The sequence below is a fragment of the Microbacterium sp. 1S1 genome (genome assembly GCF_008271365.1).
Classification (GTDB): domain Bacteria; phylum Actinomycetota; class Actinomycetes; order Actinomycetales; family Microbacteriaceae; genus Microbacterium.
Genome location: NZ_CP043430.1, coordinates 1828972 through 1852640 on the forward strand (window position 1 = coordinate 1828972; position 23669 = coordinate 1852640).

Here is a 23669-nt window from a genome sequence, read left to right on the forward strand (position 1 = left end):
TCAGGCGTCTCCGAAGGTCGCGGGCTCGAGCGCGGGCGTGTGGTGGGTGGTCGACAGCAGGCGGCCGTGTGCGCCGAACGTGAAGTGCGTCGGCACCTCACCCGTCTCGTCCAGGCCGAACAGCACGCCGTGGGAGCGGATCGCGTTCACGTCGCGGTGGTCCGCGATCGTCACCGAGGCGCAGGGGATCACCTTCTCGCGCCACGCGAAGATGTAGATCCCGGGGCGCACCTCCCACACGCTGTTCTCGTCCGTGTCGGCGAGCCCGCGCTCGGGACCGGCGAGGCACTGCCACGAGTACCAGCGGGGCGAGAGGTACACGTGCTCGTAGGCGTGCTCCTCGCTGTAGATCCACTCCACGCGGCGGCCGATCAGGGTGGTCGTGGGGGCGGCCTCGGTGCCGGTGACGTCGGTGCCCTCGATGGTGCCCGGGGCGAAGTGATGCTGCATCCGGGTGCGGCCCTGCTCCGGCGCGGGGAGGATCTCGGAGATCACCGCGAGGGAGCGCCCGTGACGCAGGTCGAGCACGAGCGAGACGGCCTCGTTCGGGAGGTAGCGGTGATGGAACTGGACGAAGTAGAGCTCGTCGTCGACCTCGAAAGCCTCGTAGTCGTCGGTATCGGACGCCGCCTCGGTGGGATCTTCCGCGCCGGGCCGGTACTCCCAGGCGACCGTCGACTCCTCGAAGCGGTGGACGATGCGGGTGCCGCGGGCGTCGACGACGGAGATCTCACGCCCGCTCAGAGCGGTGCTGTGCGGAGCCTTGTTGGCATCGAAGCCGGGGGCGAGCCCTTCGAGCGGGAGCCAGGTGGAGGTGTCGGCGGGATTCAGGGTCGTCATGGGGTTTCCTTCCTTCGGAGAACGGGATGGGAGCGTCAGCGGGTGCTGAACTGCTCCAGATCGGTGGCGAGGCCGTCGTAGACGGCGGGCTTCGCGCGGCGGAGATACGCGGCATAGACGATGCCGCCGATCAGGGCGAGCACGAGCAGCAGCGGCATCAGGCGGATGGCGAGCTCCTCGGAGCCGGCGACGATGTTGAAGTTCACGATCGCCAGGATCGAGATGGCCGCGATACCGAGGAAGCCGATGCCCGGTGCGACGAACGTGCTCCACCAGCGCGGGTCGTTCCGACGCCGGAAGTACACGACGATCGAGATCGCCGCGAGTCCCTGCAGGATGAGCACACTGAGGGTGCCGAAGCCGAGCATGGCGGGCACGAGCGTGACGATGGGGTCGGCGCCGGCGAGGGCGAACAGGATCGCCACGATCGCCGCGAAGCCCGCCTGCACGATGCCCGCGAGCTGCGGGGCGCCGTTCGGGCGGGTGCGGGCGAGGGCCTGCGGGAGGATCCTCGCGCGACCCAGCGAGTACAGGTAGCGGGTCGCCGAGTTGTGGAATGCGAGCATCGCCGCGAACAGGCTCACCAGGAGCAGCACCATCATCACGGTCGTGAGCGGTCCACCCAGGTACTGCTGCGAGAGCGAGAAGATGAGGTCGCCGGTGGGCAGATGCTCGAGCGCGGTGGCCTGCGCCTGCGCGACGCCCGTCGCGCTCACCACGGCCCAGGTCGTGACGCCGAGGATCACACCGATCGCGATGATCGAGGTGTACGTCGCCCGCGGGATGGTGCGCAGCGGCTGCTTGGCCTCTTCGCTGAACAGCGCCGTGGCCTCGAACCCGAGGAAGCCGGTCGCCGCGAGGAGCAGCCCGATGGGCAGCGAGCCGGAGAACACCGCCTCCGGGCTGAACGCCGCGACGTCGTAGCCGGTCTGCACGAGCACGGAGACGTCGAACACGACGAGCATGAGCACCTCGAGCACGAGGCATACGCCGAGGACCTTCGAGCTGAAGTCGACGCCGATCCGCGCGAGGACGAAGCACACGACGATCGACAGCAGCCCCCAGACGAGCCAGTGCACGTCGAGCCCGGTGAGGTCGCGGATGATCGTCTGCATGAAGAAGCCGCTGGTGCCGATCGTGCCGACGACGAAGAAGTTGTAGCCGAGCGTCGCGATCAGGCCCGCGACGAGTCCGCCGGTGCGGCCGAGACCTTTTACGACGAACGCGTAGAAGCCCCCAGCGTTCACGAGCTGCTTCGACATCTGGGCATAGCCGACCGCGAACAGCAGCAGGATGGCCGCGACGAGGAAGAACGACATCGGCGTGCCGCCGCCGTTGCCCAGCGCGATGGCGAGGGAGGCGACGACGACGATCCCGGTCAGCGGCGCGACGGCGGCCAGGACGAGGAAGACGATGCCGGCGACGCCGAGGGCGCCGGGGCGGAGGGAGGTGTGGTGCGGCGTCGTGGGTGCGGAGGTCTGCTCTGCCACGTCGGCTCCTTTGCTCGGGTGACGGCCGTGCGGACACGGCATCGACGACGAGGGGAATCGTCGATAGAGCGAGTCTGCTCGTCGCTCCGCGCCGGCGTTTGACCGTGAGCGAAGGACGATGGTGCCAGCGCGCACACCCCGGCGGCGGACGTGCGACCTCTCCGCGGCGCAGAGCAGGATGACCGGGACGACACCGCTGTCTCGTCGGCGCCGCTCGGCGCCGGACCGCGGTCGGAGGACGCGATGGACCTGCAGCTCGGCGGCACGACGGCCCTCGTCACGGGAGCCGCCAGCGGCATCGGCCGTGCCGTCGCCGGAGCGCTCGGGGCCGAGGGGGCGCGGGTCGCGTTGCTCGACCGGGATGCCGCCGCTCTCCGGGACGCGGCCCAGGAGGCCGGTGTCGATCCGGTGCTGCTCGCCGCCGACGTCACGGACGAGCAGCAGGTGGCCGCCGCTGTCGACGCCGGTGTCCGCGCGCTGGGCGGTCTCGATGCCGTGGTCTGCTGCGCCGGGATTTCCGGCCCCGTGGGGACACCGATCGAGGAGACCGCGCTCGCGGCGTGGAACCGCGTCCTCGCCGTCAACGTCACCGGGGCGTTCCTCGTCCTCAAGCACGCGCTGCCTTCGCTCCGGGCCTCGGCGGCGGCCTCCGTCGTACTGCTGGCCAGTGACTCGGCCGTCGTGGCTTCACCGGGCATGGCCCCGTACGCCGCGTCGAAGGCCGCGCTCGTCCAATTCGGGAGGGCGCTGTCCGTCGACCTCGCCGGCACCGGGGTCCGGGTGAACGCGGTCGCGCCGTCCATCGTCGACACCCCGATGAGCCGTGGAGACCTCGGTGCGGCCGCTTTCGACGCGCCCGCCTTCCCGGTGCAGAGCGCCGACGACGTCGCAGCCCACGTGGCCTACCTCGTCTCCCCGCGGAGCCGGGCGATCAACGGAACCACCCTCCTCAGCGACTTCGGGTACACCGCCCGGTCAGGATTCCCCGCCTGACGCGACCGCGTCCGGCCTCACCGCGCACGCGCGCAGAACACACAGGAGCACACATGGCAACCGTGGTCGGATCGAGCGTCTCCGGACGTGTCGTCGTCATCACCGGAGGAGGCACGGGCATCGGCGCGGCGGTCGCGGAACGGTTCGCGGCCGAAGGAGCGCACGTCGTCGTGGTGGGCCGCCGCCCCGAGCCGCTGCACGAGGTGGAGCGGGCCGTCGGGGCCTTCCCCGTCGTCGCGGACGCGGCGGACACCGCGTCGGCGCAGGCCGCCATCGCCGAGATCCTCGCGCGGTTCGGCCGCATCGACGTGCTCGTCGCGAACGCCGGGGGACACGGCTTCTCCCCGGTCGCCGAGACGGACGATGCGAGCTGGGATGCCGCGATCCGCGCCAACCTCACCACCGCGTTCGTGATGGCGCGGGAGGCGCTGCCGGCGCTGATCGAGGCCAAGGGGCAGGTGGTGGTCGTCTCATCGCTGGCCGGGCTCTTCGCGGGACCGTCGGTGGCCGGGTACACGGTCGGCAAGCACGCCCTGATCGGTCTCACCCGGACGCTCGCGCGCGACTACGGTCGCCACGGCGTGCGCGTGAACGCGATCTGCCCCGGGTGGGTGCAGACGCCCATGGCCGACGAGGAGATGGACGAGTTCGCCGCGCACGCGGGCCTCGGCTCCCGGGAGGAGGGCTACGCCACGGTCACCGCCGACGTGCCGCTGCGCCGCCCGGCGCGGCCCGCCGAGATCGCCTCCGTCGTGCGGTTCCTCGGGTCGGGGGAGTCGTCGTACGTCACCGGCGCCGTGATCGTGGCGGACGGCGGGTCCCACGTGGTCGACGTGCCGACCATCGCCTTCGACCACGCCGGGATGTAGCGCAGGGTCAGGGCCCGGGCTGCCGTCCCGGGCCCGGCGTCAGTCGATCCGGAGCTCGAAGCCGTCGTCGGTCGCGACGACCGCCACCTGGGTGAGGTCGTCGACGTGCGCGGTCGGGGCGTGGGCTCCGGCGTGCGGGCCGATGCCGATCACTCGCATCCCCGCGGCGTGGGCGGCCTGGATCCCGGCGCCGGAGTCCTCGAACACGACGCAGTCCGCGGGGTCGATGCCGAGGGTGCGCGCGGCGAGGAGGAAACCCTCCGGGTCCGGCTTCGACGCGGACACGTTCTCCGCGGTGACCGCGAGCTCGGGGACCGTGAGCCCGGCCTGACCCATCCGCGCGGTCATGAGGGCGACGTTGGCCGAGGTGACCACCGCGTGTGGGAACGGCTGCAGCGCGGCGAGCAGGTCCTCGGCGCCGGGGATGCCGATCACGCCGTCCACGTCGGAGGCCTCGGTCGCGAGCATGACCTCGTTCTCTCGGAGGTTGATCGCGTGGTCGCGCTCGGGGAGCAGGATCGCCATGCTCTGATGCCCCTGCCGCCCGTGGATGGTGCGCAGCACGGTCTCCGGGTCGATCCCGTGCGGCTCCGCCCAGGCCAGCCAGAGGCGTTCCACGACGGCGGTCGAGTCGACGAGGGTGCCGTCCATGTCGAGGAGGGCGGCGCGGGCGCGAAGGATCTCGGTCACGCCTTCAGGCTAACCCCCACGCCGTCGACCCACCCCTTTTCGCGCGCCCCGGCCCTTTGCGCACGCACGCACGGGGCCGGGAGGAACGCAACGGGGTGGGTCGATGGGGAGTCAGCCGCCGAGGTACGCGCGGTGGAGGAGGGCGGGGTCGGCCTGGAGAGCGTGGGGAGAGCCCTGGAACGACACGCGGCCGCCGGCGACGACGACCGCCTCCTGCGCGAGACCGAGCGCGAGCTGCGTGAACTGCTCGACCAGGAGCACCGCCACGCCGGACTCGGCGATCGAGGACACGATCGGCATCAGCCGCAGGAACACCACGGGCGCGAGGCCCAGTGACATCTCGTCGATCAGCAGCACCCGGGGCTTCGCCGCGAACGCCCGCGCCAGCACCACCATCTGCTGCTCCCCGCCCGACAGCAGTGCCGTGGGGGAGTCGATCCGCTTCTCGAGCTCCGGGAAAGGCGCCAGCGCGGCGTCGACCTCCCCGGCGCTCCGTGCCGTGAGGGACAGGTTCTCGCGCACGGTCAGCGACGGGAACACGGCACGGCCCTGTTCGATGTGGACGATCCCCCGACGGGCACGGGCCACCCGCGACAGCTTGTCGATCGGCTCCCCGTCGAGGAGGATCGACCCCGCCGAGTGCGGCGTCACGCCGGACACCGCCTCGATCAGGCTCGTCTTGCCCGCGCCGTTCGGCCCCACCAGCGCCAGGACCTCGCCGCCGGAGACCCGCAGCGAGACGTCGGAGATGACCGGTCCGGCGCCGCGGCTCACCGTCACGCCGTCGAGCACGAGTTCGCTCATTTCAGCAGCTCCGTCTCTCCCATGTACGCCTTGACGACGTCGGGGTTCGCGAGGACCTCGGCCTGCGGACCGCTCGCGAGGACGCGGCCGAAGTCGAGGACCGTGAGGGTCGGGCACACCGAGCGGACGAGATCCAGGTCGTGCTCGATGATGACGAGCGCGACGCCGTAGCGTCCGGGGAGCTCACGCAGCCGTGCTGCGAGCGCCAGATGCTCTTCGTGCGAGAGGCCCGCGGCGGGCTCGTCGAGGATGAGCAGCCGGGGGCGGGCGGCGACGTTCGCGGCGACCTCCACGAGGCGGCGCGTACCGACGTCGACGCTCGAGAGGCGTGCCCGGGCGGGCGGGCAGCCGAAGAACGCGAGGACCTCGTCGATGTCCGCCGCGGCGAGCCTCCGTCGGGCCACGAAGCGCACGTAGGCGCCCACGGTCAGCGCCGGGGAACACGGTCCTGCTGGAACGTCCGCCGGAGTCCGAGCCGGGCGCGGCGGGTGGGGGAGAGCCGCGCGAGGTCGCGGTCGCCGAGGACCACCCGGCCCTCGTGCTGGGGGAGGAAGCCGCTGATGGCGTCGACGAAGGTCGACTTCCCCGCGCCGTTCGGGCCGATGAGTCCCATGATCGAGGCGGCGGGCACCTGCAGCGAGACGGCGTCGAGGGCGGTGAGCGCCCCGAAGCGCACGGTGAGCCCGTCGACCGTCAGCACGGGCGCGCCGTCGACGGCCGCCTCGTCGACGGTCGCCGTCGTGGTCGTGGTGATCGCGGTCGCATCGGTCCCCGCGTCCGATGGGAGGGCCGTGAGTGCCGCGTTCTTCGTGCGCCGGTCGGCTCGTCGATACAGGAGGTTGCGGATGCCTTGGCCGAGGTTCGTGCCGCTCGTGAGTGCCTGCACTCCCAGCACACCGAACACGACGAATCCCCAGTCCTGCGGCACGCCCCACCGCTTGAGCAACTCGGGCACGAGCACCCAGAGCAAGCCGCCGAAGATGGCCATGTCGATGAGGTGGGCGCCGGACATGATGGCGAGCACGTACAGCGCGAGGGACTGCAGCGGCGTGAAGCTCGACGCGAACGGGAGTTGCGCCTGCCCGGCGAGCAGCCCACCGGAGATGCCGCCGAGGGCCGCCGAGACGGCGAAGGCCGTGAGCTTCGCGGCCCGCACGCTCTGTCCTGCCGCGGCCGTGCCGCGCTCGGAGAACGCGACCGCCTTCCAACTCGCCCCCCAGCGTCCGCGCTGCAGGAAGAACACCGCCAGGCCGCAGACCGCGAGCACGACGATGGAGAGGAAGAAGTACTCCCGGTCGCTCCCGAACAGCGCGGGGCGCTCGATCGCGATGCCGTCCGCGGAACCGGGGAACTGGATCTGCACGAGCGTGACGTCCGCGGCCGCCGCGAAGCCCAGCGTCACGACGGCGAGGTTGACGCCGCGCAGCCGCAGGGCCGGGAGCCCGACGAGGATTCCGACGAGACCGGCGGCGAGGCCGCCGAGCACGAGCCAGACGAGGAAGCCGCCCGGCGCCTGCATCACGTTCAGCAGCGAGAGGATCCACGCCCCGACGGCGGCGAACGTGAGCTGGCAGAGGGCGATCATCCCGGCCGAGCCGGTGACGATGCCGAGACCGAGGATCGCGATCGCGGCCGTGACGGCACTGATCGCGAGGAAGACGAAGTACCCGGGAAGGGCAGCGCTGAGGAGCGCGCCCACACCGATGCCGACGACGGCGACGGCGAACGGCCAGGCGACCCGGAACCAAGGGCGGTCAGCGAGCGGCATCCCACACCTCCTTGCGTTGCGTCCAGAGCAGCAGGACGACGATGAACAGGAACGGCAGGAAGTTGCGCACGAGCGCCACTTCGTCGATCTGCGCGACGAGTCCGCCGAGGACGCCGAGGAGCAGCCCGCCGAGCACGGCGAGGTCGAGCCGCCGGAAGCCACCCAGGAGGGCGGCCGCCGCGGCCGGGACGATCAGCATCGACAAGCTCGTGGCGTCGTTCGACTGCGAGGGCGCGACGATGATGATCGCGATGGCGCTGATGACCCCGGTGACGAACCACACGGCGATCGACAGCGGCCGGGACCGGATGCCGAGGAGCTCCGCCGTGGTGGGTCGCTCCGACAGTGCGCGCAGCTGGGTGCCGACCCGCGTGCGGCGCAGCACGATGCGGACGGCCACGGCGGTGATGACGGCCATCGCCACCGTCGCGACGGTGACCTGGCTGATGACGACGCCGCCGAACGAGAACGCCGGTCCGGCGATGATGGGGGTGAACGGCTGCGGCTTGTTGCCGAACAGGATGAACGACAGGGAGATGAGCAGCAGGAGCGGGCCGACCGTCATGGCCGAGCGGGTCGTCGTCGAGGCCTCCGCCAGCCAGGTCGCGGCGATGAAACCGATCGCGGCGGCGAGCAGCCCTGCGACGAGGACTCCGAGGATCGAGCCGAGCCAGATGGGCAGTCCGATCTCGCGCACGAACCACACGGCGGTGAACGCGCCGAACATGCCGGTCGCAGCCTGGGCGAAGTTCACCACGCGGACGAGTCGCGACATGAGGGTGAGGCAGACGCCGAGGACGGCGTAGAGGCCGCCGGCGGCGAGTCCGGCGATGGCGCCTTGCAGCATGAGGCGTCCTTTCTGGTGAGGGGCCTTCGACAGGCTCAGGGACCGGGTGTGTGATCGCTGAGCCTGTCGAAGCGCGGTCGACTATTCGCCGATCCGGAGCCAGTCGTCGGCGACCTTCTCCCAGGCGTTCGTGCCCGACTTCAGGATGATCGGCCAGCCGGCGGTGTTCTGCGTCCCGAAGGCGTACGGCGTGCCCACCATCGGGTTCTCGATCGGCTCCATGCTCTTCAGCGCCTCGGAGACGCTCTCCCGCGTGATGTCGCCATCGATGCCCTTCAGCACCTCGATGAAGTACGTCGCCGCGAGATAACCGCCCTGACTGAACGAGGTGAGAGGGATGTCGTTCTCCTCCATCAGCTCCCGCCAGTCCGCGTTGATCTCGTCGTCGTCCGTGAAGGGGTAGAACTCTGCGGGCACATAGATCCCGGCGCCTGCGTCGTCGATCGCGTCGGCGAAGTTCTCGCTGTAGACGCTCGTGAGGTAGAGCCAGGTGACGTCGTCCCAGCCCTGGGCGTTCGCGGCCTTGACCTGTCCGATGGCATCGGGCTCGACAGGGTTGATCGCGAGAGCCTTGCAGCCCTGATCCCGCGCCTTGACGATGTAGGGCGTGTAGTCCGATGCGCCGTAGGGCACCGTGTCGTCGACGTACTTCGGCTCCTTGCCCGTGATCTCGGTCCACTTGTCGATCGCGGCCTGGTAGGTCGGACGAGTGGAGCCGGCGATCTCGAGCAGGATGCAGATGTCGTCGAGGCCGAGCACCTCGGAGCCGTACTGCAGTGTGAGGGTCATGTCGTTGAACGGTCCGACATTGGCCGGCGAGATGTTCTCGCTGTCGAAGCAACCCGTGTCGACGCCGATTCCGGGCATCGAGAGGATGCCCTCCTGCTCGTAGTACTTCGCGTTGATCTCGCACTCGATGAGGCTGGCGGAGCCCACGAGCGCGACCGCCCCGTCGCTGCCGACGATCTCCCGCGCCGAGGCGGTCGCCGTGGCGGGGTCGCCCTTGTCATCGAGCATCTTGTACTCGATGGTGCGGCCGTCGAGACCCCCTTCCTCGTTGAATGCGTCGAAGACGGCGGCAGCCGCCTGCGAGGCTTCGGGGAACGTCGCCGGTCCGCTGATCGTGTTGACCGAGCCGACGACGATGGGGGCTCCGTCGCCCCCGGCTCCTTCGCCGCCGGCGCAGCCGGCGAGAGCGAGGGCGGCCACGGCGATGAGCGCCGCGGTGCCGGATGCTCGTCTGTTCATCTGCTTCCTGCCTCTCCTGTTCGGGTCGTGCTGTCAGCTCGAAGGCTGGGTCTCTGCGCTCGTCGACGACTCGCGCAGGGCGCGGTTCACGAGTTCGGTGTCGGTGAACTGCTCGAAGGCGACGATCTCGCCGCCCGCCACACGCCAGACGTGGGCGACGCGGGCGGCGAAGAATCGTCCCGTGCTCTTGTAGGTGCCGGAGTAGGTGCCGATGCCGACCACGACGTCGCCGCCGTCGACGACCTCATCGATCGCGACGGTGTAGTCGTCCCACTCCTCCTGGATGCGGCCGAAGACGTTCTCGGCGACCGCGTCCGGCCCGATGTAGGTGCCGGCGTAGGGGAACCCGGCGGCCTCCGTCCACTCGATGTCGGCGGCGAAGGGCGCGAGCATGCCGTCGAGGTCACCACGGTCGTTGGCGGCGTAGTGCTCGCGGACCAGGTCTGCGTTGCTCATGTGCTCTCTTTCCGTTCCGGCTCCCCGAGCCTGTCGTTGCGTGGGTCCCTGCGCCTGTCGAAGGGCCCGTGGATGGGTCAGACGGGCTGTGCGTCGGGGTAGGCGACGGCGCCCAGGGGATAGATGTGTCCGCCCGCGCGGGAGTGCTCGGACTCGCCGTCGCCGTTGAGTCCGAGGAAGATCCCCGTCGTCATGAGCTGGTAGCCGAGGTCGTGCAGCCAGACGCTCGCCACCGCGATCCGGAACTCCCGGAAGCAGAACAGGTAGAGGCCGTCTGCGAACTTCCACACCGTGGAGAGGTCCATGTCGCCGTGACCGCGCTGGACGCCCTCGAGGCACTGCCACGCGTAGCGCTGGCTGGAGACGTACACGTGCTCGTACAGGTGGTGGGGGCTGTAGCGGTAGATGTTCCGCTTGCCGATGAGGTCGCGGCTCGGACCGGGGACCTCTCCGGTCGCGGGGCCGACGTCGGTGGTCGCGGCCCAGAAGTCCTGTCCGACCTGCGGGGTGCCCTCGACGGCTTCCGCGGCGATACGGGAGCGGATGACCGTGGCACGGTGTGTCGTGGCGGAGAAGACGACCGTGAGGGCCTCGCGCTCGCGGGACTCGAAGGGGACGTTCACGAACACGACGTCGTCGCGCACGCGGACCGCGTCGTAGGGGTCGCGGCCCGAGGAGCCCAACCCCTCCCAGGCCACGGAGTCCTCGTCGAAGCGGAGGGCGAGGGTGGTGCCGTCGTCGAGGGTGAGCGTGAGGGCGGTTCCGGCGAGCATCGTGCTCGGCAGGCGGAACGTGTCGATGCCTGCGGCGAACTCGTCGTACGTGCGCCATTCGTCCAGCGCGGGATCGGCGGAGATGTCGGTCATGGGAGTCCTGACGTCGCACTCGGCGGGGCTTCGTCGCCCCGGGCACCGCGTCGTCGCGATGCGCTTGCCTCATGCTCCGGCGCGGTCGGGCGCGTGCTCAAGCGCGCGGAGTCCATCCCGCGCCGACAGTCAACCGGCGTGCCCTCCCGGGCAAGTCCGTCCCCGTCTCGTCCCGCCCCCGTCACGTCCCGCCCCCCGTCTCGTCCCGCCCCCGTCCCGTCCCGCTCCCCGTCTCGTCCCGCTCCCCGTCTCGTCCCGCTCCCGTCTCGTCCCGCTCCCGTCGCTCGCGGGATCGAAATCGCCCCCGTCCCGCCCGACGGCGGCCCGTTCCTGATCCCGCACGGCCATCCGGCGCGCGCCGGCGTCTGTGCAGGATGCAAATCGTCCCCGCCGGTCGGAGATGGGGTGCGTTCCTGATCCCGCGCGGAGGGCTGATGCGCGCACAGGGCCCGATGCCGGTACCGGGTCGCCGGCGCCATCGCGTCGGTGCGGGGCGGAGAATGTCCCCACCAGACGCGCGTCGGGTCCGTTCTTGATCCCGCAGGCGGGCTGCCTCCCCCCTCACCACACCTCGTGCGCGGCTCGTCGGTGCGGGATCGACAGTGCTCGTGCCGGACGGGGGTGTGGTTCGTGTGCGACCCCGTACGGGCCCTGCGCTGTCACGTCAGTGCGGGATGCAAACCGTCCCCGTCAGACGCGTGCGGGGAGCGTTCTTGATCCCGCACGCGGGCGCAGTGCCCTCTCGCGCCTCGTGCGGCTCGTCGGTGCGGGATGCAAACCGACCCTTCCCGACGCGGGCGGGGTGCGTTTCTGATCTCGCACGGGGGTGCGGAGGGCGGGGGAGAAGTGTGCGGGATCAGGAACGTGCGCGGGGCGGGCGCTGGCGGGACGGTTTTGATCCGGCGCGCGGCGATGGGGAGAACGGGGCGAACGGGCGGGGCGAACGGGCGGGGCGAACGGGCGGGGCGAACGGGCGGGGGAGAACGGGGCGGGGTCAGTGGGTGGTGCGGTATTCGCTGGGGAGACGCCGAACGCCGTCTTGAATGCGCGGCTGAAGTGAGCGGCGTCGACGAAGCCCCAGCGGGCGGCGATCGCGGCGACGGGACGGTCGGCGAGCATGGGGTCGAGCAGGTCGCGGCGGCACTGTTCGAGGCGACGGGTGCGGATCCACGTCGACACGGTGACCCCCTGCTCCTGGAACAGTCCGTGCAGGTGCCGAGTGGAGATGAAGTGGGCGGCCGCGATCGAGGCCGGACCGAGGTCCGTGGACGCGAGGTTCCGGTCGATGTGGGAGCGAATCCGCTGCATGAGGGCCCGGTGGGGGTCGGCCGACACCCGGTCGAGTCCGAGCTCCCGCGTGAACACGGTCGTCACGAGGTCGAGGGCGCTGTGCGCGAGTCGGGCTCCCGTCGTGCCGGCCAGCTCGTCGAGGTTGCCGGCGAGTTGCGTGAGGTACGGCACGACCATCCCGCCCAGCCCCTCCTGCCCGGAGATGCGGACGGCGGTGAGCTGCCCGATCATGTCTGCCGGGAGGCTGATGAGGTGCTTGGGGAACATGACCACCATGGTGCGGAAGTCCTGGTCGAAGACGAGGGAGTACGGCCGATCGGTGTCGTAGACGGCCAGGTCGCCCGGCTGCAGTACGGCCTCGCGGTCGTCCTGGATGAGCAGACCAGTGCCGGCGAGCATCAGGCTGACCTTGAAGTACGAGCGGTCTCCGCGCGCGATGAGCTCGGTGGTGCGCTCGACGACGTGCGACGTCGCCCGGATGTCGTTGACGTGGACCTCGTCGACGGCGGCTCCGCGGATCACCCCGCGGAACTGGTCGGCGCCCGCACTCGACACCTGCAGGGGAACGAAGGACTCCGAGACGGCAGCGCGGAACTCGCTGATGTTGCGCGCGACGAGGGTCGACACCGACTCGGCGGGGGTGGTGAGGGCACCGTTCATGACTGATCACCTCGGGCTGGTGGGAACGACGACGTTGTATACGATCCGTTCCGTGATGCTACCACCGGCGACGATCCTGCGGGGATGCCTTCTAGGATGTGAGCCGTGACGGACGGGATGATGTCGACGCTGCTGCAGCGGGTCCTTCGGGTGCTCCGGCAGGTGCGGGGGCCCGCCACCTCGGACGCGGTGTTCGAGGCGACGGCGCTGATCGTCGGCGCCGCCTTCCTCGTGACCGGGTTCGCCGTCGCCCTGCCGGTGTTCTGGGGGCGGGAGCTCTCCATCAGCGGCTCCGGCTCGATCGGCATGTTCGCCGCGTACGGCGGCGCGGTGACCGCCGCCCTCGCGTTCGCCCTGGGGCGGCTCGCCGTACGGCCTCCGCGGCCCGATCCCACCGTCGCGCGTGACGGATTCGCCGTGCCCGGCGACCGGCTCCGCTGGTACGACCTCGCCGCGATCGCCTTCGCCCACGCCGCGATCGCCGCTCTCGGCTGGCTCGGTGTCGCGGAACTGCTGGAGCGGAGTTTCGTGGACGCTCCGGTGTTCCCGTTCCCCGGGGCGATCCTCGTCGCCGTGGCGTTCGCGCTCACGGGCTACGTCGCGTTCCTCAGCGCCGTCGCGTTGACGCCGATGGTGCTGTCGCTGGTGCTGGCGGTGTTCCTCGTGGTCGGCGCGTTCGCCGCGATGCTGGCGTCGAGCGACGTGCACTGGTGGCGGGACAACCTGTCCGCGCTGGGCATGAGCAGCAACAGCGCCTCGGTCGCCTTCAACCTGACCCTCATCATCGCGGGGATCATGGTGACGACCATCTCGCGCTATGCGACCGCGGGGCTGCCCGTCGACGATCCCGTCGACCGTCGCGGCCGGACGATCGTGCGCGGCGGCCTGATCCTCATGGGCATCTTCCTCGCGTGCGTGGGCATCTTCCCGGTGGACGAGTTCTTCCTGGTGCACAACACCGTCGCGACCGGTATGGCCGTCGTGTTCGCGGTGGTGGTCGTCGGGTTGCCGTGGTTCGTCAGGAGCGTCCCGCGGGTGTTCGTCGGCCTCGGCTGGGCGTATGTGCTCGTCATCGTGCTGCTCGGCGCGTTCTTCGCCGTCGGCTACTACAACCTCACCGCGGTCGAGCTCATCGCGGCGGTGCTGATCTTCAGCTGGATCATCGTGTTCCTGCGCACCGTGGGGTCGCTCGGCAGCCCGGCGACCCACCCCGACGGCCTCGCCGTTCCGCGCGCTGAATCCGGCTGAAGGGTGCCGACCCCGCGGGCCTCAGTCGCGCAGGAGGTGCGTCGCCTGGCGGGTGCGCTGCAGCGCGTCGACCGTCTCGGCGTATCGCTGCTTGGCGACCCCGATGAACAGGCAGTCGACGAGGGCGAGCTGCGCGATCCTGCTCACCATCGCGCCGGCGCGGAACGCCGACTCGCGCACCTCCGTGAACAGAGCGTGGTCGGCGACCTGGGCGAGCGGGGAGTCCTTCGCGGATGTGACCGCGACGGTCGTGGCTCCGGTCGCTCCGGCGGCTTCGAGGAAGCGCACGGTCTCGATCGTGGACCCGGCGTGCGAGAAGCCGATCGCGACGGTCGTGCCGACGGGGAGCACCGCGGCGGCGATCGCCTCGTGCGGATCGGCGAGAACATGGGCGTTGCGGCCGACGCGGAGGAGTTTGTGCGCCAGGTCCTCGGCGACGAACTGGCTCGCGCCGATGCCGTAGAGGAGGATGCGGTCGGCCCGGTCGATCGCCGCGACGGTGGCGGACAGCACGGCGAAGTCGAGGTTCCCGACCGTCTCCTCGATCGCGAGGAGCTCCAGACCGGCGAGTTTGGACACTGCTTCCTCGAGCGTGTCCTCGTCCGAGATCTCCGAGCCGAAGGCGCCGCGAGCGGAGAACTGCGCCGCCTCCTTGCCGAGCTCCGTGGCCAGGGCCATGCGCAGCGGGGCGTACCCGCTGAAGCCGATCGCGCGACAGAACCGGACGACGGACGCGACCGACGTGTGGCACTCGGTCGCCAGCTCGCTGATGGTGCTGTCGACAACGAGGCTCGGATTCTCCCTGACGGTGGTCGCCACGCGCGCGAGCGACGGGGGCAGAGTCGCCGCGGCGGCTTCGATCGTCGACTGGATGCTCACGCGATCCTCCGGGGACGGCGGGACAGGGTGGTAAATTCTTTTCAGCAAGTCTACGTGTTGTGTAGCTGCTTTTCTTCCTGATCGCCGATCCGAGGAGCCCCGATGAGCGCGACGACCGTCACGGTCGATCTCGGTAAGTCCCGCTGCCGCCTCGTCGTGCACGGGTCGACCGCCGAGGAGCGCGCCGGCATCGGAGCGCCAGGACTCGCTGCGGCGGGCGGTGTGGACGCGGCGCTCGCCGCGATCCTGCCGCTGCTCGCCGGTGTCGAGGGCATCGGCACGCTCGGAGTGGGCGCGGCGGGAGCATGGTTCGCTCCGGAGGCCGCGTCGGCGCTGGCGACGGCGCTCGCGGCGCGGACGGGCGCCCGCGTGGCGGTCGCCTCGGACGTCGTCACCGCCCATGCCGGAGCCCTCGGCGGCGGAGCGGGCGTCCTGCTCATCGCCGGCACGGGAGCCGTGGCGCTCGGCGTCGACGACAACGGCGCCCGTCTCGTCGACGGCTGGGGACCGGAACTCGGCGACTTCGGCAGCGGTTCCTGGCTCGGTCGCGAAGCCCTCCGCGCTGTGCTCCGCGCCCACGACGGTCTCGCTCGACCGACGGCTCTCACCCGCGCGGTCGCCGGGCCCGTCGGAGCTCCCGGCACCGTGCAGGCCTGGCTCGCCGCCGACGGTCCGCTCGCCCGCCGCCTCGCGACCCTCGCGCCTCTCGTGCTCGCGGCCGCCGACGACGGCGACGACGTCGCCGTCGCGATCGTCGAGGAGGCCGTCCGTCTCCTCGCGGCGACCGCGGCCGCGGCCTCCGGGGCGACCGCCGACGTCGCGCTCCACGGCGGCCTCACCGAACACGACGGTTTCCGCGCCGCGCTCACCCGCGCCCTCGAGGGGCGCGGGCGCCGGGTCGTCCCCCCGGAGGGCGACGCCATGGACGGCGCGCTGCTGTTGACCCGCCGCTTCGATCTCCCCCATGAAAGGTCCGTGCACCGTGCCGAATGACGCCCGCCTCACCACCCTCCTCGCCGAACTCTCGAGTCTCGACACCGAGGCCTCGACGACCGAGCGGGGAGATCTCGATCTGCTCAGCACGACCGAGCTCGTGCAGCGCATGAACGCCGAGGATCGTCGCGTGCCCGAGGCCGTGGCGGGGCGGACGGCGGAGATCGCCGCGGCAGTGGACGGCATCACCGCGCGGTTCCGTCGCGGGGGCCGCCTCATCTACCTCGGCGCGGGAACGGCAGGGCGCATCGGCGTCCTCGATGCGAGCGAATGCCCGCCCACGTTCGGCACCGACCCGTCGATGGTCGTGGGACTCATCGCGGGCGGCGAGACGGCGATCCGTTCGGCGGTGGAGAACGCGGAGGACGACGACGAGGCCGCGGCCACGGCGCTGCGCGAGCTGGAGCTCACCGAACGGGATACCGTCGTCGGCATCTCGGCGTCCGGGCGCACGCCCTACGTCGTCGGCGGTCTGCGGTACGCCCGCGGCGTCGGCGCCCTCACCGTGGCGATCGCGTCGAACGCGGGGTCGGCGATCGGGGCGGAGGCCGAGATCGCGATCGAGGTGGTCACAGGGCCGGAGTTCATCTCGGGGTCGACGCGACTGAAGTCCGGCACGGCGCAGAAGCTCGTCGTCAACATGCTGACCACGCTCTCGATGATCAAGCTGGGCAAGACGTACCGCGGGGTGATGGTCGATCTTCTCGCGACGAACGAGAAGCTGCACGCCCGCTCGATCCGTACGGTGTCGCAACTCGCGGGGGTGGACGTCGACGCGGCGGCCGAAGCCCTGCGGGCCGCGGACGGCTCCGTGAAGCTCGCCCTGCTCCTGCTCGCGACCGGTGCCTCCGCCGAGACGGCGACGGCGGCGCTGGGCGCCGCCGACGGCATCCTCCGCGACGCCATCTCCGCCCTCACCTGAGTCGGTCTCCTCCCGCGACCGAAGATGCGAAACGCTCCGGGCGGGAGCGATCGGGGGCCCTTTCCGCACCCGATCCGGTGTGCCCGCTAGCGTGAGGGTATGCCCCTCGCTCTCGTCACCGGCGCCGCGCGCGCGAACAGCATCGCCGCCGGCATCGTGCCGCGGCTCCGTGTCGACGGCTGGACCGTCGTCACCAGCGACCTCGACGACGCCGACCACCCTGCCGACCTCTCCACAGCGGACGGCCCGGAGCGCCTGATCGCCGAGGTCGTGGAGGCGCACGGCCCCCTCTCCGCGCTCATCCTCAGCCACGCGCACGACGTGGAGTCCGGCGTGCTCGACACCACGGCGGAGAGCTTCGACCGGCACGTCGCCGTGAATGCGCGGGCGAGCCTTCTCCTCATCGCGGCCTTCGCCCGGCAGGCCGAAGAAGGAGGCGCCATCGTGGCCCTGACGAGCGATCACGTCACCGGGAACCTGCCGTACGGGGCGTCCAAGGGCGCGCTGGACCGGCTGGTCATCTCCGCCGCGCGCGAGCTCGGTCCGCGCGGCATCTCCGCCAACGTCCTGAACCCCGGACCCATCGACACCGGATGGATGGACGACGAGACGCGCGCCGGCCTCGCCGGGATGACGCCGCTCGGGCGACTCGGCACCCCGAGCGACATCGCCGCCGTCGTCTCGTTCCTCGTCTCGGACGAGGGACGCTGGATCTCGGGGCAGCTCCTCCAGGCGGACGGGGCCTTCTCCGCGCGCTACTGATCGCTCCGCGGAGGGCCCGGTGCGCTGTCAGTGGCCGCAGGCGCAGGAGGCGCCGCCGCCGCAGCAGGCCGTCGTCGTCGCGCCGCCGTGCGCCTGGGAGGACTCCGGCACGTCCATCGCCGGGTTCTGGTCGAGGAATCCGTAGGGCTTGAACCAGAAGCCGGCGTAGTCCACAGGCATGATCGGCCAGTCCTCCGGGCGCGGGAAGTGGGTGAGCCCGAAGGTGTGCCACAGCACGATGTCCTCGCCGTCTATCCGGCGGTCGCCTTCGGTGTACTCCGGGAGACCGCCGCCCCCCTGGTGCGCGTTGGGGTAGCGTCCCGCGGGCCAGAGCTGGCCGTGTTCGTACCGCGTCGCCCAGAGGTGCTTGGTGGCGAAGGTGGCGCGCGCGGCGACGGAGGAGGCCGGGTCGGCCATCAGCAGGGCGGTGGGCTCCGGCACGAGGTGGTAGGCGGTGGGGCGGCCGACGTGGTTCGTCCGTGAGGCGCTCTGCACCTCCCACACTCGGGCGGCGGAGGAGTCGGCCTCGCGCCGTGCGGCGTGCTCGGTCTCCAGCACCGTCTCCGACCAGGTGAAGGCGTTGCCGAACGGGTTGTCCGGCCCCATCGGCACGCGCTGCGCGTCGACCTCCACGAGACGGTTGTCCTGGCCGTCGATCGCGACGTCGAGTCGGGCGCAGAACAGATGCTGGTGGACCGGGGCGAAGACGCCGGGGGCGAGCTCGGTGGCATGCTTCTGGCGGATGCCGGGCTCCCCGGCGCCGGCGAACACGATGCCCGTGGCCTTGGCGACGACCTCGATCGAGCCGTCCAGGCCGAAGTTCCAGTAGAAGCCGTAGTCGTAGTTGCCGATCGTGGAGAAGTACGACACCACGAAGCGCCGCGACCGCCGCACGTCGGAGCGTCCGGAGAGGTCGGTGTGCTTCCAGAGGATGCCGAAGTCCTCCTCGTGCATGCAGATCACGTTCGGGATGCGCACCGGGTGGCCGTGGTCGTCGGCGACGTAGCCGTCGAGATACCGGATCACGCCGAGACAGTCGCAGCCGAGCTCCAGGTGGTTGGCGTTCTTGCCGAGGAGGTACTCGCCCGCGTCGAAGTAGCTGATCCAGAAGCGCCCGGGAGCGGTGTCGCCGTACGGCACGACCATCTCGGGCACGCTCGCCCGGTGCAGCACGGAGCGCCCCTGGAACGACACGTCGTGAAGCACCAGGCCCTCGCGGGCGTTGAAGCCCACGCGCATCGACCAGCCCTCCCACTCGACGAGCGATCCGGACACGGCGAAGCTCGGCCCCTCCGGCTGGGTGATCTCGATGGGCTTCAGCGTCGTCCGCGCCGCGCCCTGCACCTCCGGGTAGTAGTTGCCGTGCCCGGCGGGGACCGGCACGTCGCCCTCGTCCTCGACGCGGATCACGCTGTTCGTCGTCAGGTCGATGTGCACGATCAGCCCCTCGACGGGGTGTGCCCACGGCGAATCCTGCTCGTCGTACCGGAGGAAGGTGAGGGAGCGGATCACACGGCGACCGACCTCGTCGGCTCGCCCGGTGTACCCCGGCGCCAGGGGAGAGCAGAAGGCGAGGGCCATGTGGTCCTCCAGTCCTCGACGCTGCATGGCAGCCTGCCAGTCGGGGGACGCCTTGGCGATGGCCTCCGCCCGCTCGTACTCCTCGAAGAGGTACTGGGGCTGGCCGTACGGCGGGGCGTCGTTCGGGACCCGCTCCTGGTGCACGACCTCGCCGCGGGTGATCGAGACGATCGCCTCGGTCGCGGTGCCGGTCGCGGTGTCGAGGAGCGTCACGTCGACGCGGCGATCGATGGGGGAGCCGGGGCGCCAGGCGGCGAGCTCCTCCTTCGTCGCCTCGTCGGGAAGCAGCATCGGCACGCGGGTGGTCGCCGTGAGCAGGCCCGCGGCGTCGAGCACCGCGCGGGCGGCCGCGATCTCGGCGCCGGTGAGCGGGTCGAGCGGGTGCGGGACGGCGATCGGCTCGAGGGAGACGGGCTGGGGGGAGTGCGCGGACATCATCGACCTCACTATTTTCGAGCGAACGCTCAATAAACGGGTTGGCACGATGATACGACGGCGCGCGCGGGGGCACAACCGTCGAGCCCGTGGGGAGCCGAGGTCAGCGACGCCAGGGGGCGAGGATGCTGTCGAGCACCGCGAAGTGCCTGGCCGGGGTCTGCGGTTCGGTGACCTCGACGACCTGCTGGCCGTATGTGATGGACCGCAGGAGGGCCAGAAGATCGCGGGTGGGGGTCTCGGGGTGCAACTCCCCGTCGGCCACCGCCTCGTCCAGGGCCTCCCGAATGCTGCCCTGCCAGGTTGCAAGGGTCGGTGCCCCGGCGTCCGGGGTCGGGGCGAGAGTGGCCAGGCGGCCCCAGAAGCCGACGACGACGTGCGCCTCGGTGCGGGTGCCCTCGTCGACGGGGAGCACCTCGCCCATCAGGGCGCGCAGGCGGGCGAGGCCGCGGAGTCCGTCCGTCGCTGCGGCGATGCGCTCGCCAGTGCGGCGGGTGACCTCGGCCGCCGCGGCGCGGACGACGTCGTCGAAACCGTCGAAGTAGTGCCAGAGGGCACCGGTGGCGACGCCGAGCTCCTTGGCGACCGCCCGCGACGACACGCTCTCGTGGCCGTCCCTGGCGGCGACGACGAGCAGCGCCTCGGCGATCTGCCGACGGCGCTCGTCATGGTCGACGATGCGGGGCACGTGCTCATTGTGTCGCATCGCGGAGGGGTCTCGCTTTTTTGAGCGATCGATCAATATACTTCGGCCGTGGACCTTCTGCTCCCGACAGCGCCGTGGCTGATGGCGGCGGCGGCACTCGTGTCGGCCGGCGCGTGCCTTGCTGCGCGGCGCGCTGTGCCGTGGCAGGGGCGGCAGGCCGCGGTGGCGATGGCGGTGGGGATGCTGGTGGTGGCGACGGGCAGGACGGGACCGCTGGGTGCCCTGCTGGTCGGGGCCCTGCTGCTCGTGTCCGGCATGATCGGCACGATGGGCGTCCGCGGAGCGGCGTCTGCGGCCACCTGCTGCCACCGCGCGCTCGGATCGCTCGTGATGGCGCTGTGCGCCATCCACGGTGCCGGGGGATCGACCGGTCCTGGTTCGGCGCCCGCGGGGCACGCGGGGCACGGCTTCGCGGGAGCGCTCGGCGCGCTGGTGCTCCTCGGCACCCTCGGCATCGTCGCCTGGACGGTCGTCACGACCCTGCGGCCGGCGGCGCACCTCGGCCGCGCGGCCCGGCCGCTGGCGGTGGAATCCTGGGCGATGGCGATCGGGGTCCTCGCGATGAGCGTCGCGGGCTGATCGCCGCGGCGGTCCCCGTCCTCAGTCCCGTGCGGCGGGACGGACGAAGGCCCAGGCGGCGACCGCCGCGACGGCGGCGGCCAGGGCCATGGTGACCGCCATCGTGACGGCGTTCGTGCCTCCGATCCCGGCGGCCACCGGGGCGAGCACCGGGCCGAACAGGAACGACGACATACCGAGCAGGGCCGATGCCGTCCCGGCTCTGGCACCGTGATGTGCGAGGGCGAGCGTCTGCCCGTTCGGGCCGCCGAGGCCTGCGCACAGCATGAAGCCGACGAGCGCCGCCACGACGCCGCCCACGCCGGTCCCGGCCACCGCCAACACGAGGAACGTCGTGCTCGCGACGAGCGTCGCCGTGACGCCGCCCAGGTAGACGCGGAGCGGGCCGAAGCGGCGCACGACCAAGCGGCTCGACTGACTTCCGACGATGCTCGCGAGGGCGCCGGTGGCGAAAGCGAGACTGAAGCTCTGCGGGCTGAGGTCGAAGTCATCCTGGAGAACGAACGACGACATCGACAGATAGGTGAAGAACGCGACGCCCGCGCCGGCGGAGGCGCACAAGACAGCGGCGAAGAGCCGGTCGCCCAGCACCGCGCCTGCATGCGTCCGCAGTACCCCCATGCCTCCGCCGTGTCGCGCCTCCGGGCGCAAAGTCTCCGGCAGGAAGAAGATGACGACGAGCAGCAGGGCGACTCCGATCCCGGCCAGCACACCGAAGATCCCGCGCCAGTCCATGACCCTGGCGAGCTGTCCGCCCACGACAGGGGCGATGATCGGCGCGGTTCCCGAGACGAGGAACAGGAGCGAGAGCATTCGCGAGAGTTCGACGCCCTCGAACTGGTCGCGGGCGATCGCCAGACAGATCACGATGCCCGCCGACCCCGCGAGCCCCTGCAGGAATCGCGCGAGGAGCAGCAGCTCGATGGTCGGGGCGACGGCACACGCCGCGGAGAGCACCGTGAACGCCGCGACGCCGATCAGCAGCGGCAGGCGCCTGCCCAGCCGGTCGCTGAGCGGCCCCGCCACGAGCTGTCCCAGGCCGAGACCGATCATGCACGCCGACATCGTCACCTGCGCGAGAGCCTCGGTCGTGCCGAGCGATGCGGCGAGCTGGGGCAGCTGCGGGAGATACAGGTCCATCGACAGGGGCCCGAACGCCTCCAGCATGCCGAGCACCAACATCGCCCGGAGTGTCCCCATGCGCGCGGGCTCCCCCCGCGCCGGCGCATTCATCCCGCCAGGCGCAGGACACGGCGCAGCCAGCTCTCCCGCGCGGCCACGGCAGCGCGGGAGACCTCGGCGTCGGGGGAGAACCCGGCGAAGCCGTGGTAACCGCCGGCCCAGACATGCAGCTCCGCCTGCCCGCCGGTGGCCCAGATCCGCAGCGCATAGTCGACGGCCTCGTCGCGGAAGGTCTCCGCCGCTCCCACCTCGATGAACGCCGGCGCGAGTCCCGACAGGTCCGCCGCCCGCGCGGGCGCCGCATACGGCGAGACGTGGTCGGTGAACCGGTCGGCCCCGGCGATCGCGTCCCACGCCGTGTCGTTGTTGTTCCGGTCCCAGGCGCCGAAGCCGTCGTACTGGCGGCTCGACGGGGTCTCGTTGCGGTCGTCGAGCATCGGGCAGCCGAGAAGCTGTCCGGCCAGATGCGGTCCGCCGCGGTCACGGGAGAGCAGGGCGACCGCTGCCGAGAGTCCGCCGCCGGCGCTCTGTCCGGAGGCGATGACACGGCCGGTGTCGATCCCGAGCTCCTCCGCGTGGGCGACCATCCACTCCAGCGCGGCATAGCAGTCCTCCGCTTGCGCCGGTCCGGGGTGTTCGGGGGCGAGGCGGTACTCGACCGCGACGCCGACCACGCCGTGTCGCTCGGCGAGGTCGATGAGCTCGCCGGTGCCGAAGAAGCGGGTGCCGAGCACCATGCCGCCGCCGTGGATCGAGAGCACCGCCGGGGCCGGTGCTGCTGCGGCCTGCGCCGGGCGCACGATCGTGATCTCGATGTCCGGCGCGCCGACCGGACCGGGGATCACCCGGTCCTCCCACAGGACGGCTCGACCCTCCGCCTGCACCGCCATCGGCGGGATGATCGTGGCGAAGTGCTCGCGATTGGCGTGGATGGTGTCGGCGCGGAGCGGGATGATCTCGACGAGGTCGACGAAGGCGTCCAGCCCCGCCACGAGCTCCGGGTCGTAGGGCACCGGCTCGAGCGCGCTCATGCGGCGGCCCGCCAGACGCGGCGGAGCCACGAGGCCCGCGCGGCCAGAGCGGCACGGGTGATCTGGGCCTCCGGCATGTACATGTCGAAGCCGTGGGCGCCACCGCCCCAGACATGCAGCTCGGCCTGCCCGCCCGTCTCCCAGAGTCGCAGGGCGTAGGCGGTGTCCTCGTCGCGGAACATCTCCGCCGCGCCGACCTCGATGTAGGCCGGCGGGAGGCCGGAGACGTCCGTCGCGCGGCTCGGAGCGGCGTAGGCAGGGGCCTCGGCGCTGAAGGCGAGGTCGTCGCCGAGGACGCACGACCAGGCGAGGAGGTTCATGTCGCGCTGCCAGGTTCCGATGCCGTCGTACTGACGGCTGGCGACCGTGGTGTTGGTGTTGTCGATCATGGGGCACAGCAGCAGCTGCCCTGCCATCACGGGGCCCCGCCGATCGCGTGCCAGGAGGGCGACGGCCGCGGTGAGGCCCCCGCCCGCGCTGCCCCCCGCCCACGACGATGCGCGCGGGGTCGATGCCGAGGTCTGCGGCAT

General features: G+C 71.4%; 23 protein-coding genes and 1 pseudogene. 7 read left to right on the forward strand and 17 right to left on the reverse strand.

Translation table 11 applies throughout. The features are described from left to right. Together FY549_RS08890 and FY549_RS08895 are read right to left on the reverse strand one after the other, a co-directional pair. Positions 1-840 (reverse strand): molybdenum cofactor biosynthesis F family protein, encoded by an 840-nt coding sequence (locus FY549_RS08890; RefSeq protein WP_149084716.1) that lies wholly within the window; start codon positions 838-840, stop codon positions 1-3. Positions 841-875: 35 nt separating this feature from the next. Then, on the reverse strand, positions 876-2330 hold the full coding sequence (locus FY549_RS08895; RefSeq protein WP_149084717.1) for an APC family permease: 1455 nt from the start codon (positions 2328-2330) through the stop codon (positions 876-878). Positions 2331-2480: 150 nt separating this feature from the next. On the opposite strand from FY549_RS08895, the gene FY549_RS08900 reads away from it, so the two are divergent. Together FY549_RS08900 and FY549_RS08905 are read left to right on the forward strand one after the other, a co-directional pair. Continuing rightward, positions 2481-3323, forward strand: coding sequence for an SDR family NAD(P)-dependent oxidoreductase (locus tag FY549_RS08900; protein WP_200838974.1), 843 nt, complete (start codon positions 2481-2483; stop codon positions 3321-3323). Positions 3324-3376: 53 nt separating this feature from the next. Then, positions 3377-4192 carry an SDR family NAD(P)-dependent oxidoreductase gene (locus FY549_RS08905; RefSeq protein ID WP_102208183.1) on the forward strand — a complete coding sequence of 272 codons (816 nt, stop codon included), beginning with the start codon at positions 3377-3379 and terminating at the stop codon, positions 4190-4192. A gap of 39 nt (positions 4193-4231) precedes the next feature. Here the strand turns inward: FY549_RS08905 and FY549_RS08910 are convergent, their stop codons facing one another. From FY549_RS08910 to FY549_RS08945, 9 genes and pseudogenes are all read right to left on the reverse strand, one after another. Then, positions 4232-4882: an HAD-IA family hydrolase gene (locus FY549_RS08910; protein ID WP_149084718.1), complete on the reverse strand. Its 651-nt coding sequence runs from the start codon at positions 4880-4882 to the stop codon at positions 4232-4234. 111 nt (positions 4883-4993) lie between these two features. Next, a complete protein-coding gene (locus FY549_RS08915) occupies positions 4994-5686 on the reverse strand; it encodes an ABC transporter ATP-binding protein (RefSeq protein ID WP_149084719.1) in 693 nt (230 codons plus the stop codon). Then, a complete protein-coding gene (locus FY549_RS16750) occupies positions 5683-6111 on the reverse strand; it encodes a hypothetical protein (protein WP_262380892.1) in 429 nt (142 codons plus the stop codon). The genes FY549_RS08915 and FY549_RS16750 overlap by 4 nt, the downstream gene beginning before the upstream one ends. A gap of 2 nt (positions 6112-6113) precedes the next feature. Further along, positions 6114-7454: an ABC transporter permease subunit gene (locus FY549_RS08920; RefSeq protein ID WP_262380893.1), complete on the reverse strand. Its 1341-nt coding sequence runs from the start codon at positions 7452-7454 to the stop codon at positions 6114-6116. Next, entirely contained in the window at positions 7441-8301 is an 861-nt protein-coding gene (locus FY549_RS08925; protein ID WP_149084720.1) for a branched-chain amino acid ABC transporter permease, read from the reverse strand. The genes FY549_RS08920 and FY549_RS08925 overlap by 14 nt, the downstream gene beginning before the upstream one ends. A gap of 81 nt (positions 8302-8382) precedes the next feature. Continuing rightward, positions 8383-9549: an ABC transporter substrate-binding protein gene (locus tag FY549_RS08930; RefSeq protein ID WP_149084721.1), complete on the reverse strand. Its 1167-nt coding sequence runs from the start codon at positions 9547-9549 to the stop codon at positions 8383-8385. A 33-nt stretch (positions 9550-9582) separates the two neighbouring features. After that, a complete protein-coding gene (locus tag FY549_RS08935) occupies positions 9583-10005 on the reverse strand; it encodes a nuclear transport factor 2 family protein (RefSeq protein ID WP_149084722.1) in 423 nt (140 codons plus the stop codon). 77 nt (positions 10006-10082) lie between these two features. Next, a complete protein-coding gene (locus tag FY549_RS08940) occupies positions 10083-10871 on the reverse strand; it encodes a MoaF C-terminal domain-containing protein (RefSeq protein ID WP_149084723.1) in 789 nt (262 codons plus the stop codon). A gap of 994 nt (positions 10872-11865) precedes the next feature. Then, a pseudogene (locus FY549_RS08945) lies at positions 11866-12821 on the reverse strand (helix-turn-helix domain-containing protein). A gap of 105 nt (positions 12822-12926) precedes the next feature. Here FY549_RS08945 and FY549_RS08950 point away from each other — a divergent pair. Further along, the gene (locus FY549_RS08950; RefSeq protein WP_200839071.1) at positions 12927-14069 is read left to right on the forward strand and encodes a DUF998 domain-containing protein; all 1143 of its coding nucleotides are present in this window, start codon (positions 12927-12929) and stop codon (positions 14067-14069) included. A 21-nt stretch (positions 14070-14090) separates the two neighbouring features. On the opposite strand, the gene FY549_RS08955 is transcribed toward FY549_RS08950, so the two are convergent. Beyond that, the gene (locus tag FY549_RS08955; protein ID WP_149084725.1) at positions 14091-14948 is read right to left on the reverse strand and encodes a MurR/RpiR family transcriptional regulator; all 858 of its coding nucleotides are present in this window, start codon (positions 14946-14948) and stop codon (positions 14091-14093) included. Between the two features lie 102 nt (positions 14949-15050). Between FY549_RS08955 and FY549_RS08960 the strand changes: the two genes are divergently transcribed. The 3 genes from FY549_RS08960 (at position 15051) to FY549_RS08970 (ending at position 17625) form a co-directional block, all read left to right on the forward strand. Further along, the gene (locus FY549_RS08960) at positions 15051-15941 is read left to right on the forward strand and encodes a BadF/BadG/BcrA/BcrD ATPase family protein (protein ID WP_149084726.1); all 891 of its coding nucleotides are present in this window, start codon (positions 15051-15053) and stop codon (positions 15939-15941) included. Continuing rightward, positions 15913-16863, forward strand: a complete 951-nt coding sequence (gene murQ, locus FY549_RS08965) for an N-acetylmuramic acid 6-phosphate etherase (RefSeq protein WP_262380894.1) — start codon at positions 15913-15915, stop codon at positions 16861-16863. Before FY549_RS08960 ends, murQ begins: the two co-directional genes overlap by 29 nt. 99 nt (positions 16864-16962) lie before the next feature. Then, the gene (locus tag FY549_RS08970; protein ID WP_149084727.1) at positions 16963-17625 is read left to right on the forward strand and encodes an SDR family oxidoreductase; all 663 of its coding nucleotides are present in this window, start codon (positions 16963-16965) and stop codon (positions 17623-17625) included. A 27-nt stretch (positions 17626-17652) separates the two neighbouring features. On the opposite strand, the gene FY549_RS08975 is transcribed toward FY549_RS08970, so the two are convergent. Continuing rightward, on the reverse strand, positions 17653-19644 hold the full coding sequence (locus FY549_RS08975) for a primary-amine oxidase (RefSeq protein WP_187614839.1): 1992 nt from the start codon (positions 19642-19644) through the stop codon (positions 17653-17655). 100 nt (positions 19645-19744) lie between these two features. After that, positions 19745-20329, reverse strand: a complete 585-nt coding sequence (locus tag FY549_RS08980; RefSeq protein ID WP_149084728.1) for a TetR/AcrR family transcriptional regulator — start codon at positions 20327-20329, stop codon at positions 19745-19747. A 66-nt stretch (positions 20330-20395) separates the two neighbouring features. Between FY549_RS08980 and FY549_RS08985 the strand changes: the two genes are divergently transcribed. Continuing rightward, positions 20396-20926 (forward strand): hypothetical protein, encoded by a 531-nt coding sequence (locus FY549_RS08985; RefSeq protein WP_149084729.1) that lies wholly within the window; start codon positions 20396-20398, stop codon positions 20924-20926. Between the two features lie 21 nt (positions 20927-20947). Here the strand turns inward: FY549_RS08985 and FY549_RS08990 are convergent, their stop codons facing one another. Genes FY549_RS08990 through FY549_RS16755 form a run of 3 tightly spaced genes read right to left on the reverse strand, consistent with a single transcriptional unit; the run spans position 20948 to position 23669 of the window. Continuing rightward, positions 20948-22126: a multidrug effflux MFS transporter gene (locus tag FY549_RS08990; RefSeq protein WP_149084730.1), complete on the reverse strand. Its 1179-nt coding sequence runs from the start codon at positions 22124-22126 to the stop codon at positions 20948-20950. Between the two features lie 29 nt (positions 22127-22155). Further along, positions 22156-23139 carry an alpha/beta hydrolase gene (locus FY549_RS08995; protein WP_149084731.1) on the reverse strand — a complete coding sequence of 328 codons (984 nt, stop codon included), beginning with the start codon at positions 23137-23139 and terminating at the stop codon, positions 22156-22158. Further along, complete coding sequence (locus tag FY549_RS16755) at positions 23136-23669, reverse strand: alpha/beta hydrolase (RefSeq protein WP_262381154.1); 534 nt, start codon at positions 23667-23669, stop codon at positions 23136-23138. The genes FY549_RS08995 and FY549_RS16755 overlap by 4 nt, the downstream gene beginning before the upstream one ends.